Genomic DNA, 19429 nt, shown 5'->3' on the forward strand with positions numbered 1-19429 from the left:
TAATTTGGTACAGCTACATTTACAGTTCGTACATCAGGTCACTGGGCCGTTGATAATCCAGTAGGCGCCTTGGACGATTGTTGAGGGTGTCCTGAATCTGCTGAATATCAACTACATCATAATTGTCCAGTGATCGTCCCTCAAGATGAACTCACGGATAAGACCGTTGGCATGTTCATTGGTTCCACGTTCTTAAGGTGAGTAGGGATGATCATAGTAAATTTCCGTCCCGCTAATATTGGCTAACTGTGCAAACTCGCTACCGTTATCAAACGTAATCGACTTGAAGTGCTCTGCCCCGTAGTCGGCCAAGATTGTTTCTAAACCATGAAGACAGGTATCGGCGTGAAATTTAGGCAATTTGAGGATGATCTCAAAACGTGTTTTACGCTCAGTCAAAGTCATAAGGGCATGCTCATCTTCAACTTTCTTACCTTTTACCAAATTGCCTTCCCAATGTCCAATCTCAATGCGTTCCTCAATACTGGATGGGCGGTTTTCAATTGAAGGCCCCAGCACTTTCTTATTGAGGCGAGAATGAGCATTGCCTGATTGTTTCACGCGGCGACGAAGCTTCATTGGCAAATCTACATTATTTAGTGCTAATCGCCCGTTATCGATATCTCGATAAACTGTGAGGGTCGATGGACAGAGGCGGTCAGTAAAAGCAGACTTATACCAGTGAACAAAAGTATCGACACTATAAATTCGTGGACGTTGATGCAATGCAGCCACAAGCTGTTTGTAGAAATCTGGACACTGTTCAAGGCGTGCTCTGGGGTGACACAACGCACGATTACGCTCATAGATAGCAGCACCAGTATCAGCAAAATACTTGATTACCAGCCGTCGGTTGGTAATCATCTGATGCGTTGTCCCGCGTTGAAGCTCCCGACTAATAGTCGATTTATTGCGGTTTAAACGTCGAGCTATTTCGGATATCGACATGGCCGGTTGGAGAGACCTGAAAGCCTCAATCTGACCAAGTTCGCTGATCGATAATTGTTTGTAGTGTCTAGGCATGGTATTCTGAATTTAGGTCATGATGGATTCCTACTTTCTTACTTGCGTGGTTGCTTATAAGCAATGGGTCATCATGGCCTTTTGGTCTAGTTAATGAGTGTTGCACTTAGAGTTTAAACTCAGGAAAGTATCTGAGATAGTTCTAATTAAGAGATTCAAGATTGTTAATGTTTTCTCTGGTTTTAAAAAGTTAAGGAAGGTTAAATATGAAGTTTCAAGATGAAGAATACACTCAAAATATGTACTGTTATTTTGCTAGTCATAAATGGCTCCACAAAATAGAATATCGGAATATTTCAATACTAGACAAGCAAACTATAGTGACAAACGACACGTACATCGATGCTTCTGACAAGATTTTCACTTCAATGGATAATGTCATACAGACAATACTCACTTTTGATCTTTACGACCAATTTGTGACAAGTCTTTATGATGATTCGGATGACGAATACTTTAGGAAAAAAAGAAATAAAATGAAGGACTCAACAGATGAGGAAAAGATGCTCAAGTCTTTATATGCTTTAATACTAGATTTGCGAAATAATGTTGTACATAATCGCAAAAGCACATATAAAAACTCTGATAGCATGCAAGTACAATCTAATGAAGATAAAAAAGAATGTTCTTATTGCGTTGAGTATTCAGCATTAAATTGGTTAGATACGTTTATTATAACGATGTTACAATATCCCATTGGTGACCATATTTTGTCGGATATGCACAGACAAATCTATTTAAAAGCTATATATAATATCATCATGCAAAAAGTTTCTAAGGCTTTTAAATTTAAAACTAAGTACTCAATCCTAATTCCCAATAATTTTAGTGAGTCATCCTTTAAATTACGATATTATACTTCAAATTCCAAATGTTCAAAGAAAGGTAACAAATTCTATATAAGCCCGAATAAGAAAGCTGATTGGCCAGTTGACTATGAGATTAATTTACAAAATCAAACATATATAATTCCGAGTGAAATTCTTTCTGAGGATGGAACCATCAGTGCAAATAAAATAGATAGTTGGTCCTTGAAAAATAATTCCTGAATTTAAAATCGAAGTGCAGCACCTGTAAGGTACACAAATAGGCAATGGGGACCTATACTTTAACGGCTCTAAGATATCTGTTGTTGGTAGACAAGTTCTCTTGCCTATTAGCAATAGATATTTTTATTATATATTAGCAGACGCAAAAGGGGGCCTATAATATCTGTTGTTGGTAAGTTTTTCTTGCTCCCGGATTTAAAATTGAAGTGCAACATCTAGTAAAATATTTTAGGTACACAAATAGGCCATGGAGACCTACACTTTAAACATCGACGAATAAAGAAAGAAGCCTCTCCATGACCCAAGTAAATACTACCACCACTCGTACCTACCAACAACTGTCAGAAGCCGAAAGAGGCGCTAATCAAGCGTTTCATGAAGATCATTATTCTATTCGTGAGATTGCTAAACGACTTCATCGAAGCCCTAGTACTATCAGTCGCGAACTCAAGCGTGGCACCGTTCGTCAGCTTAATTCAGATTATTTGCCTTACTACCAATATTACGCTGTTGCTGGTCAAGCTAACTATCTCAAACACCGTGCTAACTCTCATTCTAAAGGACTTTTACAGCGGTGCTGGTTGTTCTTTTCAATGCTCTGTAAAACGCTCAAAACGTATGTCCGCGTTGATAGTGTCGATAGCTTCGTTCACCGGTTTCGGCGTAATCATCCAGACAAGCCATGCCCCTCAACGCCAACCGTTTATCGGTACATCGACATGGGTCTGCTTGATTTGGATAATACTGACTTGCCAGCCAAGCTTCGACGACGTGTTAAAAGCACTCGTAAAGTCCATGCACGCGTGAATAAGAAAAACTTGGGAACTTCCATTGATGAACGCCCGGATTCCATCGATAATCGTCTAACATCTGGTGACTGGGAAGTCGACCTAGTCAAAGGTAAGCGAATCACTAGTGAACCCGCTGTGATGACTTTGACTGAACGTTTGAGTCGCTTTGAAATTATCGTCAAAATTCCAGACTATCACGCTGAAACCTGTCGTGACACTCTTCAAGCGATTCTTAATGAATACGGTACTGAGAAGTTTCACTCGATTACCTTTGACAACGGTAGTGAATTCTCCTTAATGAACCAAGTTGATGGGACACAGATCTACTTCGCCCATCCTTACTCACCTTGGGAACGTGGCAGTAACGAGAATCAAAACGGCTTGATTCGAGAGTTTATACCCAAAGGTAAATCACTGCGTGCTTACAATGAACACTACATCGCTCAAGTTCAAGATGCTCTTAATCACCGTTTACGGAAATCCTTGAACTACCTGAGTGCTAGTGAAGCTTTTGAGTTCTTTTCACCGTTTCAATTAAAACTACGTTAAAAGCAACGTAAGCACACTACAACCGGACGTATTGAAACACAAAACGGACTTCCTCATAATTGAGGTAGTCCGTTTTGTGTTTTATTCGGCTACTCATAAGGGCTCAGGCTCATAATTCCATGGTAAACAAGCCTCCAGTTGTGCTTCTTTTGCGAAAGTTGGCAACTGTGACACAGTTTTTAGTAAATATTCCATGTAATCACGAGGCTTAACGCCGTTCGCTTTGGCACTTTGAATCAACGTCATCCAGATGGCATTGGCCTCAGCACCCTTGGGGTTGGTAGAAAATAACCAGTTCTTGCGCCCAATGACATAGCTTTTCACATTGCGTTCCGAGGCATTATTGGTGAAATCTAATTCACCGAAGTTCAGCACCTGATTCAAGGCCGTCCGCTGGCCAAGCGCGTACGCGATGGCCTTCCTTAAGCGACTGTTGGCGTATAGATCAGTTGATTCACACCAAGCCCAGAATGCTTCGATCAAAGGCTTCAACTTGGATCGGTGAAGTTGAAGCCGTTCGGTGCTAGGTAATCCCTGCCATTGCCGCTCCCAATTAAACATTTCCGTGATCAGCGTTAATCCTTTAGAAGTCTTGAAGTGATGTGGATCAACGTGAGCTTCATCGAAAAATTTACGCCGGACATGTGCCCAACACCCACTTCGAATGACTGAATCCGCTACTCGGTTATAGCCCTGATACCCATCACATTGGAGGACACCAGTAAAGTTACGATATAGTTTTTGGGCTACCGCTCCAGCTCGACTCGCTGAATAATAGTAGAACACCATTTGGTGTTCTACCTGACGAATCGTACGAGCTAACCAGATATATGATTTACTGGTGGCCGCCTTACCAGGCTCGCGTAGAACCTGATAGGGCGTTTCATCACCCTGTAAAAACTGCTGAGCCATCAAGCGTTCATGTAGTAATTGGTAGACCGGCTTGATTATTTCGACACCCTTAATCATCCAGTTAGCCATACATTGATCACTGATATCAATTCCCTGATGCTGCCAATAATTTCTTTGGCGATACAGTGGTACACCTAATTCATACTTGAAATAGGCGATCTCAGTGACCATCGATGGTGACGCTAAACTATGCGCCAGCAGTGATTGGGGTGCATGACCATGATAAAAATGGCTATCACCATCTAACTGTTCACAGTCAACGCATTTGTAGGTGGCCTCATAGATATCTTCTACGTAATGGTGGGCTGGAATACTGATAAGTTGCTGATGTTTAAACTGTTTACCGACTCGCACTAATTCATGCCCATACTCACAATGCTGGTCAGGCTTATCAATCACGACTTCTTTATGTGGTAAGTTGGCAGTATTAACTTCAACACGTTTTCGCCGTGGACGTCTTTCAATAGTACCGACTGACGTCGGGACTTCGCTTTGTTCACCAGTCTGCTCTGGTTTCATGAAAGGATCGTCTTTGAATAGCGAGGTTTGATTAGGATCACCTAGCTTCTCTGACTGATGACCATATAATTTACGGGTCAGGTAAGCTACCGTTCAGACAGCTCCTCAATCTGCTTAAGTAGTTGTTGATTTTGTTTGAGTGCTTGCGCCAAGAGTCCTTCCGTCGTTGCCAAACATACCACCACCGTTCGTTTATGTGTTGATATGATTTTACTACGAGTTAACCAGATTGCCTACTACTTTTTGGTGGCGTAATTTGCTGAATGGAAGATTCCAACGCCCAACCTGAAAGTAATCGGGTTAGTTGTTTGGTATGCAGCCTTTTAACTTCATTTTGATTAGTTGGCCATTGAATCCGACCATTATCAATTCGTTTATACAACAATAAAAAGCCATCACCATCCCAATACAACGCTTTGTAGCGATCCTTGCGGGTCCCACAAAACATGAACAGCGATTTATCGTATGGGTCTAGTTCGTATTGTTCAGTGACAACTCGGGCTAATCCGTCAATGCCACGACGGAGATCGGTTTTGCCACAAACTAGATAGATACCGTTCAGTTTGCGAACGTCAATTAACATCGTTAAACACCGCCTTTAGGAGGGCATCCAGAATATAGCCATTAACGTAGTTGTAAACGACTAACGATTTATTCTCACTCAATCGCATTTGAAAAGCCTTGGTAGGCGTAGTTGGTTTACTCGACTTAGGTTGATCCAGTTTAATTTGAACCACATCTTGAAGTTTAGTCATAAAAAATCACCTCATCATAATTGATAAGATGATCATACTGCTCTGTTAAGTGCATTTATAGACGTTCGGTTGTACTGTGCTTACATACGATCTTGTAGACCATTATCCTAATCAAACTCAGCAGTCTGTTGCTTAATGGGCCAATTTGACGCTCGAGCTAAAAGCTCATGAAAGTTGACGACCTCAACCTCAATTTGAGTATACAAAAAGAAGTATCAAAATTACCGTCGTAATTTTGATACTTCTACTTTAGGATATTTGACGAAGAGCCTTAAAAATTACTTTTCAACACCATTTGACAAAGAGCCAAAAAAAGATTGAATCAACTAAAGATTCAATCTTGAAAAAGTTCTTATTAAACGGAGAACTTTTATTCTATATATTTAACTCATTAAGCAAATGGATTACCTTGGTTAGTGGTACTACCAGTTGAAGTAGATGGTGTAGTTACTTCAACTCTAGTTGCATTGTATTGTGCTTCAAATGGCGTACCAAATGTACCAGCCTTTGCAGATGCTGGAGTCAATACATATTGGTAAGTCTTGGTTGCATCAGTACCATCAGTACCATCACCCTTAAATGTAGGCGACTTAAGTTCTTTATAGTATGAGCTACCGTTTAAGAATGCTAGAGCTTGATCAGCAGTAAATGACTCACCCTCAGTACCCGCAAATAAGGTTGTTTCACCATTAGTAGGTGCAATAACTTTAAATTGAGCAGCACTCTCACTAGGTTCAGTAGTATCAGATACAGCAGTAATAGTCTTGGTATTGGCAATTGAACCATCATAGCTTACATATGCTGTAACCTTTGAAGTCTTCTGTGTGTTCTTAGTAGCATACAGTGTCACAGTAGAACCAGCCTTAACATTACTTAAAGCATTAACGGAATCACCTGGATTAACTGTGTAACCCTTGCCTTTTAATGCAGTTGTTGTAGCATCTTGCAAGCCTTTACTTACACTACCATTTGCGTATACATCACCTGTTACATCGCTACCACTGCCCTTAGCAGAAGTTGTTGTGTAGTTAAAACTTGTAACTACAGAACCAGTTGCGACATCCTTAACATCAACCTTAACTTGAGTGTCGGCGTTCAAAGCACTGTCGTCTTTAACGTTTGAAGCCTTTACCCAAGTACCAACAGCTGGATCAGTAGTACTACCATTTACAGTAGCAACCTTGTACCAGGTGTCACCTTCACGTGAAGTTTGGGTAGTAGCACTGAATGTAAGCTTTTCGTTTGCATATGAACTAGTGCTTGTAACTGCCTTTGAACGACCAACTTTATATTGAGCATAAGCAGGACTAGTATAGAATAAATCGTTCTTAGTTGCTGAAGTTGTGCCAGTCAAAGTAAATGTTGAAGTGTTGTTAGTTTGATCCTTAGTGGTTGCGTATGATGCAACACCACCGTTAAATGCGGTCTTGCTGGTACCACCATAAACCCAGCCGCGGTATGCACCATCAAATGATACAACCTTGTAGTAAACTGAGCCACGGTTAGTAGTAGCAACACGGTATGCACGGAAGTTAGCTGAACCATTCTTAGAAGTGCTTAACTTCTTAGCAGTGGTAGTAGATGCAACAACCTTAGCACCCTTCAAAGTACCGGCCTTAGTATAAACGGCATTGGTACCAGTTAAAGTAACGTTACGGTCTGTAGCGGCCGTGGTCAAAGTAGCATTTGATGTTACTTTGGCATAAGTCTTAGCTGAAGCATTAGTTGTGGCTGCACCGGCAGCGGCAACGAATGAGACGGCAGCTAAGCCTAAATAAAGAGATTTCTTTAAACTTGCTTGCATGTGTAATTCCTCCAAACATATATTTATGTAACTCACCAAGCAATAACAGTATACACAATATTCAACCAGATGTTAAGTAATTTAATGACAAACACCATCAATTAAACATTGCATATCGAGTTCCTCGCTCTATGGTCGAGTATAGCCCACTCAATTTTTCGTTTCAAGAAAACGGCTCCATTTGTTGTTGACTTGCAATAATTTTATCAATTTGAAACAATTCCGTAATATAGTTAAAGCCCTGGTGGCAACATGTTTTAGGCTTCACTAATACCATATAATGCATTATATTCTGTAATATTAAGACGTCATCATATTCATTCGCTTGACGCAGTTAAGCCTGTCTTCTCGATTGTTAAAGACCCTTAATTTTTAGTAATCCCTATCTAAAATTTTTTGATCGAAAAATTGATAATTGAAGTGGAAAGGGGAAAAATAAAAAGCCCACAACCGGAGTCTTTTTAAAATAAAATCACCACAACAACACTTACAAAGAAAACTCGAATGAATCTATACAAACATCTGACCCTAAAAAATTTGAAGAGATTCTTAAAGAAGTAAGTTTTGATAATACTTTTAGTCGTTAATGCCGAAAATATTGGCGATTTTAAGAGTATTGTCAGTCCTGGAATTCCTCGCAATGCGGTTGGCATGCCTACTCTACGGTAGATAGAATAAGCTTGGTCTCAAATATTCCGCGAGCACTCTGTTCATCATCGGATTCTAGCGGACAATTCAATCACTAAAAACATCATCCGCTATATCGTTGACCTACACTGGGTTACTGAACAGATTTCAGGACGACTTAGACAGACAACAATTCAACGTACATTAGTTATTCAGCTATCTATAGTAGCGTGTTATCTACGGCCATAATCTCTGTGTGCCGCTTAAAAGTTGAGTTGCCCATGAGTTAACCCCTATTAGCTACATCACCGTAAAATGTACAAAGTTAAAGGAATTTCTAACGAGCATTGTGTTTACTTTAATGATGTACCAGGCATTTATGAACGACCAATTCGGCAAAAGATCGAAGCTATTACAACCCTTGGAAGGTGGCACGTTACGCGGTGAACATGAACGTCCAACATCATTCAAGCTCGGTGATTAAAGAGCACACTTCCTGTTATCTATAGGATTATCAAGATTGACTGATAACAGTGTTAAAACTCAATGGCCAGACTATTTGGTGTTCAACCAAGTACTCGTGTCGGAACAATTACCCCAAATCGTGGAACAGAATTCTCCTGTTATCATGCACAGGCGCGTGAGTTAGATAATAAGATCTTTTCCTGAGCCCGCATGTGTCTCAATCCCGCATATCAGCCGTCTGATTCACAAGTGTTTTTCGAAGAACACGGGCTTAAATCTACAGAGTGACGAAAAAGTTGCGTCTGTCGCTGAACAGCTTAATAACATACTCCGCAAGCCCTTATGTTGGCAAAAACTATCTGAGGTTTATTTAGATAAAAAAGTTGCACTCGAGTTGACAATTTGTCAGTTAAAAATCACATCTATATTCTTTCCAGAGTTGTCATTTCTTTCGCTCATAGGTGTAATTGTGATCAGCATTTTTTCATTGAATCTATCAGGATCTTCTTTCCCACTTTTTGTTTTTAAATACATCTTTTTTAATTTATTCTGAACATTATGATTGAATTCATCCACTGAAAAACTATATGCAGGATCCCCAGTCTTCTGATGTAGTTCTTGAACTAATTCTTGCATGTGGGTAGATTCTGATTCTACACTGACTCTATTAACCTCCTTTTCAATTTCACGCGGAAGGAAAAAGTCGTTATTAATTATTATTTCATCAACTATTGCTATCATATCATTCCTAGACTTCTGTTCATTAGGCAAAACTATTCACAGCTTTCTTTAAATATTTGTATTGAACCACAACCAATTATACACCATTTTATACTGATTGCCCTAAAAATTAAGAGTTTATGGGTCTAAGCTCTCGATCCAAGTACGACTCACGGGAGAAATCAAACAGATAACTAGCTTTTTAATATGGCTTCAAAAAGTTCAATGACGATTGCTTAGTCAAGAGTTAGATACAGTTCTTGATCCAAAACGTCTTGAAGAATAACTAGCGGGCTTTGGGAATGCTGTTATGAAGAATTTTACTATTCTTGACAAAATGATGCTAGACACGGAAAAGTCTTTATAGGGCTTTACAGTTTTAAATGAGCCTTAAATTTCATACTTTTCTTCTGTATTGGGTTGTTCATAATTCTTGGGGTGCTTATTCTTTGACTTGATTATAGAAATGTACTTTTTAGGCTTTAGCGAACTTAGTTTAAGCCAACATTTTTTTATTTTGAGCTGTTGCACTCAGATTTTAAATTCGGGGAATACTTAATTTTGTTTTTTTAACATAGCTGATAACTAGAATCTGCAATAAATTAAAAAGTGAAGTGCCTCATAATAGTTAGGTTATGTCTAACTAATTATGAGGCACTTCAAAAGGCCAGCTAAATTATCGTTTTGAATGAAGTAACAAGCCTCCCCAAGCAATATCTAAATTTATTGACTAAATAACGAAATACTCTCCAACCAGTTAAAGAACACTACACACGCATCCCCAATTTTTCCTTCATCACCAGAATCCGCCGCACACTAGCATCTACCTGTTTCATTGAGATCTGCTTCTTAGCGATAGCCCGCTTGATTTCTGGAATGCCCTTCTTGTAATCGCTAGTCAGTAGAACGTCATTGCCAGCTTTAAAAGCTAGCACATCTCGGTACACGTGGTGCTTAGTGACGTAGTTGCCTACTGCACCCATTTGCAGGCTATCCGTCACAATCACACCCTTGAACCCAAGTGTATTTCGCAACAAGGACACATCCTTTTTCGACAAAGATGCTGGCCTATATGGATCCACTTTCTTTAGGATAATGTGAGTCACCATGATTGAGTCCACACCAGCATTAATACCTGCTTTAAATGGCAAAAAGTCCTTGGACTTAAAGCTGCTGAGTGAGCGGTTCACCACTGCTGTTCCCGTATGCGTATCAGCGGCAGAACCGTAACCCGGGAAGTGCTTGAGGCTGGCGCCCACTTGGTATCGCTGAATCGCTGGCACCACCTGCTTAATGTAGTTAGCAGTGGCCTTGTAAGACTTGCTGAAGGTTCGCGGATAGATGAAATTACTGCTGTGGGTAGCAACATCCGCCACTGGCGCAAAGTCCCAATTGATTCCTAGATCCCGCATGTTTCTGGCCTGCAGCCGATAGATCTTGAGAACTTCCTTCATTCCGCCGTGTTGATAAGCTTGCCTTGGTGAATAGTAATAACTATGACCGGAAATCGCCTTGTTGGCACTTAAACGCGAAACGGTGCCGCCCTCTTGATCCGTGGAGATGAAAATTGGTACCTTAGCAACCTTTTGATAACCTCGCAGACGCGCTTTGAATGATGATCGGCTACCCACAAAGTTATTGCCCATCAAAATAATGCCACCTAAGTGATACTTTTTGATGTTAGCACGGGTAGCAGCGCTGTCGTTTGAAACCCCCGTCACAAACAACTGACCGATTTTCTCGTTTTCGGTCATGTGCTTAAGCCGGTAATCAATGCGTGACGTGGCGGTCGACTTCGCTTGCACCCGCTGTGTCATGAGGATCCCGGCAGTCAAGACAACCGCCCCTAATGATGCGCCCAGTGTGAATCGTCTCCATTTTCCCATGTAGTGAATCTCCCATCTATATTAAGATTAACTTTATTATATAATATGGGGATTCCATTTAATAATGATTTTATTAGTTTTATGTGTATCAATTTTCGGGTGGCTATATTACTTGAAGACAAAGTGTTTTTGGTGGGCGAAGTTGCTGTGTTAGTTTTTCTGTCACATAATCTGGCACTTTTTAACTATAGTATGAACTCAAAATTTATGACTATCTGTGCTATACTCATCATTAAAATTAATAGATGACAACTTATCCAAGATTAGATGAATTTAGTTCATCTAAAGTAGGGAATAATATATCGGACAGGCTACTTAGCCTGCATTTAACACCCAATCATTCGACACCGCACACTAGCTATAGGAGGTTCTCACCATCATACCCTTTGCATACCAAGTCTTCAGTACCGTCATTCAAGAAGGTACCTTTCAAAAGGCGGCGCTAAAGCTCAACGTGACACCCAGCGCCATCAGCCATTCGATCACTCAGCTTGAAAATGAACTTGGTTTTCCGGTTTTCATCCGCTCACGATCCGGCGCTGAACTAACATCCAATGGCAAAACAATTCTGCCTGTTATTCAAGAAATTTTAAACAGTCAGGCTCGCTTAGAACAAGAGGCAGCTGATATTAATGGCTTAAACGCCGGTTCCATCCGAATTGGGGCCTTTTCATCCGTCTGCATCAACTGGCTGCCACCAATCATTCAATCGTTTCGAAAGCAATATCCAGAAATTGACATTTCGGTCGTTCAGGCTGGCTTAAACGACATTGTTCAAGACGTTAAGACCGGTACACTGGATGTGGGCTTTGTCGTGCTGCCGGTGAACGAAAACCTGCAAGTGGACCAGCTGATCAAAGATGAGATCTACTGCGTGGCACCCAAGGGATTCGTACCCAAGAACAAGAAGTCGGTCACCGAAGACGATATGAAAGACCGCGACTTTATTTTGCAACCGGGCGATTACGACCGTGATACCAAGGCCACCTTGGACTACTACGGCATTCAGCCCAACCTGATCCACTTCTCCATTGATGACCAGTCGATCATCGCCATGGTGGAAGCCGAGCTGGGGCTGGGAATTCTGCCTGAACTCGCCCTCCAGAAATTAAATGGGAATGTGGCCGTCTACCCGTTCGAGCACCCGTTTTACCGGTCAATTGGCTTGGCCACGAATGCTGTCCAAGCCAAAGCCCCCTCGACGCAACGTATGCTGGAACAAATCAAGACGTTTGTGGGTGAGAAGTATCCCGAGGCTTTGTTGGTGCGAAAATAATTAGGAGCTTTGGTCTCGATTTAAAGCGGTGGTGTCTTACTCAGTTTTCTATGCCAGCCACTTTTGTATCCAATTCTTAATTGTTCCCCTATCCCTCACACGGTATAATGAAAACAATCATTCAATCGGTAAAAAGGAGTACTCATTTTGGACTGGACAATCTTTAGATTTCTAATCGTGGTTGGCATTGTTTTTCTGATTGCTACCATTGTGTTTTTCGTTAAAAAAGCTACTCGCTGGGAAATCGGTGTGCTCGGTTTGTGCACCTTTGCCGCGTTTGGCATCGCCGCCTTACAGATTGCCATGCGAATCCTGCAGAAAGTGATGTAGGTACGCTATGACAATTCAAGATCAGACGCTCGCTTTTGACGCTATCGTCGAGGGTGAACAATACGAAAACTGCACTTTTACGCCTTCCAATCAAAAAATTGCGGTCTCAGCGGTGCCGTTTACCAAGTGCCGCTTTGAACAGACCGACTTCACGGGTGGGGAATGGCTGGACTGCCATTTTCAAAATACTAACTTTGCGAATTGCACCTTCGCGCAAAGCATTATGTACCGGGATACCTTTCAGGATTGCAGTTTAATGGGCGCCAACTTCATTGACAACCGCTGGAAGGATAATGCAATTATCAACTGTCAGGCGGAGTACGCTAACTTTAGTAACTCACAAATGACTCACTGCCGAGCAGAAAATACCAGTTTTAAAGAGGCCTATTTTCGGGATATCACCTTCAAACAGGGGTTCGTGATGGCTGATTGCGTGCTCGATGAAACCAGCTTTTTAGGGACTAAACTAAAAGGTTTAAACGTCTCGGATAGTGAGGTGGACTCACTGGAATTATTGCCACAGGATTTGCCAGGACTCGTGATCAGTGCGTATCAGGCACCGGTGCTGGCGGAATTACTTGGGGTTAAAGTTAAATAAAGGCTGAGACAAAATCAATATTGGGAAGTATCGAACCGGTTCCGTTTTCGACTTAAAATGTGCCCCAAGACTTGAACCCTGGTCAAAATCCAAATAGCGTCGTAGATTCCAAACTGGGAATCCACGACGCTATTTACTGTTCTCTGGTGGCAAAACAAATTTTATTGCACTTTCGTTTCCTATTTCACCAACTTAAGTTGAATCAGCGGTGCCTCACCCAGTACATTAAACAATTCCGCCCAGCGTGTCATTGTGATCCGCAGTTTGCCTGATTCTACTTTTGCGATTTGACTTTGGGAGAAATTGGCGGTTTTGTTAGCAACTTGTTGCTGAGTCAGGCCACTTTTGCGACGCGCAATTTTGAACTTCAGCAGCGTTTTATCGTCTGGGCTAAGATTTAACACTTCGGTGATGTCAGTGCCATTGTATGATGCTGCAATTAATTCGGCAGTCTCTTCATCTGTAATCTGATGGCCGAGATGAAGTGCAATAAAGAAAAAATCCCTCGGAAAAATATGAGCGAACATGAAGGCATCGTTTGCAGCACTAATTTGGTGGAATTTATTGGTTCCCATTGGCGTGTTATTAAGCTCTTTTTCAAATTCTCTCAGCTTCATTAGCGCTTCTTTAGTCTGCATATCTTACACCCCTTAAGTTCATCAAGATTTGCCAATCAAACACATAGTCGTCGGGCATGATTGCCGAATCATACCTGTGTATCCATCTAATATTATTCGAATCAAGCATATTATAACATAATATTCTAATTTAGAATTTCTACCTTTCATTCCATTTAGAACTAACTACGCAGGAATTGGCAAAAAAAGCGAAAAAAAGAGACTGCCAAAATTCGGCAGCCTCCTAACGATATCTATTTAACTATGCTTTTGTGATCTTTCCTGTCGCAATTGGTAGTGTCACGTGATTATCATACTTGTCGGTCAAATTACCACCAGTCGTGTCTGGCAGCTTCAGGTCGGCTGGAACACCGTGGACGTAAATGACACGCTTGTCCAGCTCCAAGTCGTCCGTGCCAAAGGTTTCCTTGAACTGCTTCTTCAAGGCTGACAGTGGCACGTCTTTTTCATACTTAAAGTGCCCCTGATCATCTGACACTGGGTAAGAATCGTTAGGAATGTTCATCTCGTGCGGCTGAGCATCAAACGGCACCATGGTCGTCCCCGAAACGGGCTCCGTCTCCGGTAAGTCCACAACGCCATCATGATTGGCATCCTGAGCCATGGTTGCGGGCTCAGCATCCTTGCCTTCTGGAAAACCGTGGAAGTGCTCCCAATGCTGCATGTTCTTTGGCGTGTCAAACATCTCAATGGTGATATGAAGTGTGTCGCCATCTTCAATGAACTCTGCGGTTCCGTGTGCAGCGGTACCGATTGCCTTCTCATTCAATGGTTTGATCTCTGAAACATATTTCTGTGCCATTAATAATCCCTCCATTGCGCCTACTCGCAGTGCCAGACACCGTTTTGTCGGCAGTTAGATTTTACACAACTTACATCCTAAGAATAGGACACAACGGGTGTAATTTCAATGAAAAGTCCCTATTATAAGAAGAAATTTGATAGCAAATACCCTTGAGCTTAATCGACCAGTAAGTCTCCACCGGCATCACTCAAGGTTCAAGTCCGCCATGGTATCATCCATTTTACTTTTATCTAACACCATTCCAACGGCATTTTGATACATATCGAAATCCCGCATCGACACAATGACGTAGGCGCCACGGCCGTGTTCCGTGATGAACACCGGCTGCAGATCAAACACCTGAGACAGAAACGCTTCTGGCTGCCGCAGTGCCTGGACTGGGAAAATCCGCGTCTCCTTTGGTTTGATCAGGTGCTTGTAACGGCTGATCTCCACGTTGATAAAGGTTGGCATTTCGTCAATGGCAGCGATCGGCGTCATGGTGGCCTGGGCTGGCAGTTCATCGCCGTCCAGTACCTTTTCAATCAGCATGACCCCCAGTAATTCGCGCCCCTGTTCAATGACTTCATAGATCGATGTCCCGCGGACCGTGATGTCGAAAACTGGTAAGTACAGTTGGTATTGCGGTTCAGACTCGCCATTATGACGGATCAAACCAGCATACGTCAAAAATTCTGGAATTGGTTCTCTTTCGGGTTCTAATAGATGCATCGTGTTAACCTCACTTTATGATTTGTCTTACAAGGTTAACTACGCAAAGCATCGGGGATTGGTGTCAGTAAGATGTAAAAAAATCTGTGCTATTTTGGTCGCCACTTCAATTCAACTGAATTTGCCAGTAAATGCTTCCCTAATAAAGGCCACAAAAAAAGACCCTCTCCTTAACTTAATAAGAGCGAAGGTCAATTTGGGTAAAGCTGCAACGGGCCCTGAAAGCTGTTGCAGCTCGCCAGACCGAAGAATGTGTCACTTTTTGTGGTCACGCAATCGGTCGCATTCGATGCCGTTCACCTACCATCGCAGGTTCATCGTATGTATCACAAAGGATATACCCATAATACTTACGTGGTGTACAACTCAAATGACGATTGTTTTCTCCAATCGTGACGCCCTATGCTTGATGAATATACGGTTGGGGACTTACACATCATCTGAAATATCGTTATGGGGGAAATATTTCAGATAAAAACAATTGGCCACAACGACGCTATCGTTCTAACCTCCCTTAGTGTAACCCGAAAATTAAATTAACGCTATTAAAGGTTCTCCATTTTCCCAATTTTTTTAAATATGAGACTCAAAATGGAAAATATTGGGACACTTTTGGGGGAGTTGATTGTTGAAAGTGGAAAAAAATTGCGGTAATTCTACGGTATTTAGCTGTGGCAGTTCTTTCTGCTTTCAATCTTAAGGCTTTTATCTAGCTGAAACGTGCGAAAAAACTCAGATTCCGGCCGTATAGCGCCAAAAAGGGAGATTTCCCAAGTTCAGGAAATCCCCCCTTTTCGGCGCTATACTCTGGAATCTACCCGAGTTTTTTCGCACTCTATCGAATTGACCACATACTCAAAGCTATCATGATCAACTCTGGTTTCTTCAGTTGCAGTGCCGCGTAAAAGATCATTGCGGCGATGATTCGTTGTTGCTTCATTAATATCGCCCCCGGACCGTTCATAGTGATGGAAAATAAATTTGGGGGCGGTACGGATTAAGCGACGAAGAGTTCTTGCGTTGACGTGGTTACGTATGCGCCGCTGATCATCTGAGCGTAAAGGCTAACACCTTTGCGGTTGAAGAGGTTCAGGGTAGCAATCGTAGTCATGGCGTCGGCAATCGTCTCGGTGGTTAAACCGGGAACCGCCTTAGGAAAGTTGAAGGTGTGAGTCTTGTCATCTGAACCTTTGAAACGTAATTGCAGTACGGTCTTTTCGTTCTTCATAGTCTAGTTCTCCTTTAGTCGATTGAATTAAACGGTTTGGATCTTGTCGTCAACGGTTGCGATGCTTGCTGATACGAAGACGGTACCAGTCAGTTGTGCAATCACGGCGGCGAATTTGGCAATTTGGTCGTCGGAAGGCTTTTCGATCAAGTTGCTGTAAGTGAAGCGAACCTTCTTATTGTTAGGGTCGAGCATCATTAAAGTTAAGCTGGTCTTGTTCCAAGTGGTATTCATCAAAATCACTCCAGTTTTTAGTTTTGCAAGTGTTGGCCAACGCCTTACACTTATACAAACAATCTGGCGGCTCAAAGTGTAAACCATTTTGGGAATTTTTTTGAAATACAGGAGGAACTTCGGTAGAATAGAGAAGTTCGTGGAAATCAGACACGACTAAATCGAAATAAAAGAGAAAACAAGAAAGATACAGGAGGCAACAAAATGGCGCAACGGCTAGTATATCCAGCAATTTTCGATCCAACGGTGATGATAAATCACGTTGAGATCACGATTCCAGACATCCCGGGTGTCAAGGTAATGGGCAATAATGACGCGGATGCGGCGGATAAGGCGGCAAGAATGGCGGGAGAGACTCTAGCAAAGTTAAACGACGAGTTACCGGTGCCAAGTGCCCCGTGGGAGTTAAAACCAAAGCCAGGTCAGACGGTGAGTTTTATTGTGTTGGATTTGGATGAGTACAAAAAATAGAGTGTGGAGAAAGGCGGTTAAAGAGTGGAGTCTAAGGCAATTTGGGCAGAAAGCCAGGTGGGCTTCCTGGGTTTGTGACCGAATTGCCTTAGATGCAACTCTTTGCCTTTCGGAACACGTTTCGGCTATGTAAAATAGAGTGTGGAGAAAGGCGGTTAGAGAGTGGAGTGTAACGGAGTCTGGGCAGAAAGCCAGGTGGGCTTCCTGGGTTTATGACCAGAATTCGTTACATGCAGGTCTCTGCCTTTCGGAACACGTTTCGGCTGTGTAAAATAGAGTGTGGAGAAAGGCGGTTAAAGAGTGGAGTCTAAGGCAATTTGGGCAGAAAGCCTGGGCTTGGGCTTTGTGACCGAATTGACTTAGATGCAACTCTCTGCCTTTCGGAACACGTTTCGGCTATATAAGAGTAGAGTGTGGAGAAAGGCGGTTTGAGACCGGAGTGTAACGGAGTCTGGGCAGAAAGCCAGGTGGTTTCCCTGGGTTTATGACCAGAATCCGTTACATGCAGGTCTCTGCCTTTCGGAACACGTTTCGGCTATGTAAAATAGAGTGTGGAGAAAGGCGGTTAGAGAGTGGAGTCTAAGGCAATTTGGGCAGAAAGCCTGGGCTTGGGCTTTGTGACCGAATTGCCTTAGATGCAACTCTCTGCCTTTCGGAACACGTTTCGGCTATGTTGCAGTAGCGAGCCATCCCAAAACGACGCAAAAAAAGAGCAAAAAAAACCAACCGCACAGTTAACCCATGCAATTGAGCCTTCTCGCTCAAAGTAAGTCAGTCAGATAATGACATGTAAACTTAAAATCGAAACAGAATAGTTTTAGTCCCTAGGCCGCTAATCATCGCTCAAATTCGAGTGCTGATTGGCGGCCTAGTTTTGTTTAAACCCGTGTAATCCTTCTACTTAGCCCCACCAGCGTAAAAGTAAACAACACTGACTAGTACCAAAATTACAATGACGCCTAAAATAGTCCACAAGACTTTTTTCCATGTCTTCAACTTAATACTCCTCCAATTTATCCAGACATGCTAATCAACTAAATGACCTTTATAGTTGCCCCATACATGCCTAAGACCAAGATTATTACATTACTATAGTGTAAGATGCCTTCAACAAAAGTCTTAGAAAGTTCTTGGACTATCTGAGTTCTGCTGATGCGTGATCATTAATGATTGCTTTTGAGATGTTAACGATCAGGATTGATTGCCAATCTCTTTGTGGTTTAAGCCTACCACGCAAAGCCATTTTAGACACAGCAAACAGTTAACCAAACTCCCCGCCACAAAAAAATAACCGCAGCCTTTCGACCACGGTTATTCCTTTAACTTGCTGCTCGACTTTGATCCACTATCTTCCAGCCATCAAGCAACTTGTCACTATTGACGTACTGTTCCACGACCCATTTAGGACGCTTAGTAATCTGGGTAACCATCTGAAGGCTATCCGTCCGGTGTACAACATGCTCGTCAGGCTTAGTGATTACGTAGCGCTTCGCCACGACCATTGCCCCCTTTGCAAACTCAAGGAAGTTTCACAACTCGATATCGTACTCGTTCACTAACAGGCTTGTTGTAGTGTAACACTTTTTCTGTAATATTTCAGGTAAAAGCGATGCCAGCTATTTGATTTAAATCCAACTGGCTGGCAAACTATTTCTAACTACCAGTATCCAGACACTGCATTTTGCCGTATAATGTAGCTAATTATTATCAATCAGGAAGGGGTTGGCACTATGGACGCCCAAAAGAGTAAAATTGAACGCAACGAAAAGGGTGAACTTTATCTAAAGCTGCCTGCGGAACTGCTCAAATCACTGGAATTAGGCGAAGGTGACGAAGTTGATTTGATTCCGACCGCGCTTGGTGTCGAACTTCGTAAAATGGGTACGGTAACACCGCAGTTCTGGGATCCGTTCTCCGAATCAGTGAACGAATATCAGCGCGCTTTGAAAATGATCCAAGCAGCCGATAATGATAAAAATGATGACGTTAAGAGTAAATAATCAAATTTGGCTTTTCAAGGCCGCCTCATCTATGTTAT

General features: G+C 42.1%; 19 protein-coding genes and 1 pseudogene. 7 read left to right on the plus strand and 13 right to left on the minus strand.

From position 1 onward, the window contains the following. Positions 1–19: 19 nt before the first annotated feature. Positions 20–1023 (minus strand): annotated as a pseudogene (locus tag GM612_RS08485) (IS30 family transposase). Between the two features lie 206 nt (positions 1024–1229). Between GM612_RS08485 and GM612_RS08490 the strand changes: the two are divergent. Then, on the plus strand, positions 1230–2072 hold the full coding sequence (locus GM612_RS08490) for a hypothetical protein (protein ID WP_155431951.1): 843 nt from the start codon (positions 1230–1232) through the stop codon (positions 2070–2072). Between the two features lie 296 nt (positions 2073–2368). After that, positions 2369–3412, plus strand: coding sequence for an IS30 family transposase (locus tag GM612_RS08495; RefSeq protein WP_155431952.1), 1044 nt, complete (start codon positions 2369–2371; stop codon positions 3410–3412). Positions 3413–3505: 93 nt separating this feature from the next. Here GM612_RS08495 and tnpC read toward each other — a convergent pair whose 3' ends face one another. From tnpC to GM612_RS08525, 6 genes are all read right to left on the minus strand, one after another. Further along, entirely contained in the window at positions 3506–4924 is a 1419-nt protein-coding gene (tnpC, locus tag GM612_RS08500) for an IS66 family transposase (RefSeq protein WP_155431953.1), read from the minus strand. 139 nt (positions 4925–5063) lie between these two features. Beyond that, positions 5064–5426: an IS66 family insertion sequence element accessory protein TnpB gene (gene tnpB / locus GM612_RS08505; protein ID WP_155431954.1), complete on the minus strand. Its 363-nt coding sequence runs from the start codon at positions 5424–5426 to the stop codon at positions 5064–5066. Further along, positions 5416–5598: a hypothetical protein gene (locus GM612_RS08510; RefSeq protein WP_155431955.1), complete on the minus strand. Its 183-nt coding sequence runs from the start codon at positions 5596–5598 to the stop codon at positions 5416–5418. Before GM612_RS08510 ends, tnpB begins: the two co-directional genes overlap by 11 nt. 391 nt (positions 5599–5989) lie before the next feature. After that, positions 5990–7402, minus strand: coding sequence for a hypothetical protein (locus GM612_RS08515; protein WP_155431956.1), 1413 nt, complete (start codon positions 7400–7402; stop codon positions 5990–5992). A 1497-nt stretch (positions 7403–8899) separates the two neighbouring features. Then, positions 8900–9235, minus strand: coding sequence for a hypothetical protein (locus GM612_RS08520; RefSeq protein WP_155431957.1), 336 nt, complete (start codon positions 9233–9235; stop codon positions 8900–8902). A 746-nt stretch (positions 9236–9981) separates the two neighbouring features. Then, entirely contained in the window at positions 9982–11100 is a 1119-nt protein-coding gene (locus GM612_RS08525) for a glycoside hydrolase family 3 N-terminal domain-containing protein (protein ID WP_155431958.1), read from the minus strand. Between the two features lie 376 nt (positions 11101–11476). Here GM612_RS08525 and GM612_RS08530 point away from each other — a divergent pair, with 376 nt between their 5' ends. The 3 genes from GM612_RS08530 (at position 11477) to GM612_RS08540 (ending at position 13304) form a co-directional block, all read left to right on the plus strand. Further along, positions 11477–12376: a LysR family transcriptional regulator gene (locus GM612_RS08530; RefSeq protein ID WP_343031862.1), complete on the plus strand. Its 900-nt coding sequence runs from the start codon at positions 11477–11479 to the stop codon at positions 12374–12376. 147 nt (positions 12377–12523) lie between these two features. Beyond that, positions 12524–12706, plus strand: a complete 183-nt coding sequence (locus tag GM612_RS08535; RefSeq protein WP_155431959.1) for a hypothetical protein — start codon at positions 12524–12526, stop codon at positions 12704–12706. A 7-nt stretch (positions 12707–12713) separates the two neighbouring features. After that, the gene (locus GM612_RS08540) at positions 12714–13304 is read left to right on the plus strand and encodes a pentapeptide repeat-containing protein (RefSeq protein ID WP_155431960.1); all 591 of its coding nucleotides are present in this window, start codon (positions 12714–12716) and stop codon (positions 13302–13304) included. Between the two features lie 179 nt (positions 13305–13483). Here GM612_RS08540 and GM612_RS08545 read toward each other — a convergent pair whose 3' ends face one another. The 5 genes from GM612_RS08545 to GM612_RS08565 form a co-directional block, all read right to left on the minus strand. Beyond that, positions 13484–13942 (minus strand): helix-turn-helix domain-containing protein, encoded by a 459-nt coding sequence (locus GM612_RS08545; RefSeq protein WP_155431961.1) that lies wholly within the window; start codon positions 13940–13942, stop codon positions 13484–13486. 241 nt (positions 13943–14183) lie between these two features. Next, positions 14184–14744: a hypothetical protein gene (locus GM612_RS08550; protein ID WP_155431962.1), complete on the minus strand. Its 561-nt coding sequence runs from the start codon at positions 14742–14744 to the stop codon at positions 14184–14186. Positions 14745–14930: 186 nt separating this feature from the next. Next, positions 14931–15458, minus strand: coding sequence for a type II toxin-antitoxin system Phd/YefM family antitoxin (locus GM612_RS08555; protein ID WP_155431963.1), 528 nt, complete (start codon positions 15456–15458; stop codon positions 14931–14933). Positions 15459–16455: 997 nt separating this feature from the next. Beyond that, a complete protein-coding gene (locus GM612_RS08560) occupies positions 16456–16686 on the minus strand; it encodes a DUF2922 domain-containing protein (protein ID WP_155431964.1) in 231 nt (76 codons plus the stop codon). 27 nt (positions 16687–16713) lie between these two features. Then, complete coding sequence (locus GM612_RS08565) at positions 16714–16920, minus strand: DUF1659 domain-containing protein (RefSeq protein ID WP_155431965.1); 207 nt, start codon at positions 16918–16920, stop codon at positions 16714–16716. A 204-nt stretch (positions 16921–17124) separates the two neighbouring features. Between GM612_RS08565 and GM612_RS08570 the strand changes: the two genes are divergently transcribed. Next, entirely contained in the window at positions 17125–17391 is a 267-nt protein-coding gene (locus GM612_RS08570) for a hypothetical protein (RefSeq protein ID WP_155431966.1), read from the plus strand. Positions 17392–18710: 1319 nt separating this feature from the next. Here the strand turns inward: GM612_RS08570 and GM612_RS08575 are convergent. Then, entirely contained in the window at positions 18711–18887 is a 177-nt protein-coding gene (locus GM612_RS08575; RefSeq protein ID WP_155431967.1) for a hypothetical protein, read from the minus strand. A gap of 234 nt (positions 18888–19121) precedes the next feature. Here GM612_RS08575 and GM612_RS08580 point away from each other — a divergent pair, with 234 nt between their 5' ends. Further along, on the plus strand, positions 19122–19391 hold the full coding sequence (locus GM612_RS08580; protein ID WP_155431968.1) for a hypothetical protein: 270 nt from the start codon (positions 19122–19124) through the stop codon (positions 19389–19391). The last annotated feature ends 38 nt before the right edge of the window (positions 19392–19429 follow it).

Origin of the sequence: Secundilactobacillus folii, from assembly GCF_009720675.1 — a bacterium.
In the GTDB taxonomy this organism is placed as follows: domain Bacteria; phylum Bacillota; class Bacilli; order Lactobacillales; family Lactobacillaceae; genus Secundilactobacillus; species Secundilactobacillus folii.